Consider the following 1,515-nt stretch of genomic DNA (forward strand, 5'->3'; position numbering starts at 1 on the left):
ATGATCGACAATCTGCGCCGCTCGCTGACGCCGATCTTCTGGGTGATGGCGGCGATCGCCGGCTGGACGCTGCTGCCCTTCACGCAGGCCGCGCAATGGCAGGCCCTGCTGATCCTCAGCCTGTTCATGGCGCCGACATTCGATATCGTCAACGCCATCCTGCCCAAGAGCGGCGACCAGACGCCACGCGGCCATTTCTCGGCTCTGGCGCGCGACGTCGCCTTCGGTACCGCCATGGTGGCGCTGAAGATCGTGCTGATGGCGCACAATGCCTGGATGATGGGCGATGCCATCGTGCGTACGCTCTACCGGCTGTTCGTCAGCCGCCAGAACCTTTTGGAATGGCGCACCGCCTCGCAGGCGCACAAGGCGGGCGACAACGATGTCGGATCGTATTACGGCATGATGTATGGCGCCGTGATCATCGGCTTCGTCGGCCTTGCCATTCCGGTGCTGGCCGATTCGACCGGCGCCTTCGTCGCCTTCTTCTTCGCCCTGTTCTGGATTGGCTCGCCGGCCATCGCCAGCTGGATCAGCCGTTCGGCCGAAACCGAGGATCGGCTGCGCATATCGCAGGCCGACATCCATACGTTGCGCACGGTGGCGCGGCGCACATGGCACTATTTCGAAAGCTTCGTAACGGCAGAGCATCACCATCTGCCGCCGGACAATTTCCAGGAAAGCCCGGCGCCGGTGGTGGCGCCGCGCACCTCACCGACCAACATCGGCGTCTACCTGCTGTCCGTCGTTTCCGCCCGCGACTTCGGCTGGATCAGCCTGTCCGACGCCATCACCCGCATCGACGCCACCATGGCGACGATCGAGGGCATGCCGCGTGAGCGCGGTCACCTCTTCAACTGGTACGACACGACGACACTGAAGCCGCTCTATCCGCTCTACATCTCGGCTGTCGACAGCGGCAATCTCGCTGGCCATCTGGTGGCGGTGGCTGCGGCCTGCGCCGAATGGGCCGAAGCACCTTCCGTCCATCTCCAGGGCGATTTCGAAGGCATTCTCGACACGGTCACCATCCTCAGCGAAAGCCTCGATGATCTGCCCGACGACCGCCGTCAGTTGCGCCCGCTGCGCCAGCGTCTCGCCGACCGCCTCGACGGCATGCGGCGCGCTGTCGACACGATCAAGGCGCAGCCCGAAATGGCGTCGATCCGCACCATCAACCTGGCTGTGCTGGCCGGCGAGATCCGCAAATTGGCCACCGCCATCCATACCGAGGCGGTGTCGCCCCAGAGCGACGTCATCGTCGACTGGGCGGCAAGGCTGGAAGCCACCTGCGAAGCGCACGTCCATGACGCGCACAGCGACGACAATGCCGTCGAGGCGCTGCGTGCCAAGCTGCTCACCTTGCGCGAGCGCACGCGCCGTTACGCCTTCGAGATGGATTTCTCCTTCCTGATGCGGCCGGAGCGCAAGCTGTTGTCGATCGGCTACCGGGTCGAGGAACACCAGCTCGACGAGAGCTGCTACGACCTTCTGGCTTCCGAAGCCCGGCTGACC

General features: G+C 64.6%; 1 pseudogene. It reads left to right on the forward strand.

Features of this window, described 5'->3' with window-relative positions:
• Positions 1-1,515, forward strand: a pseudogene (locus EN893_RS33525) (DUF3131 domain-containing protein); the annotation flags it as partial.

This window comes from Mesorhizobium sp. M7A.F.Ca.CA.004.04.2.1, from assembly GCF_004022825.1.
Classification (GTDB): Bacteria; Pseudomonadota; Alphaproteobacteria; order Rhizobiales; family Rhizobiaceae; genus Mesorhizobium.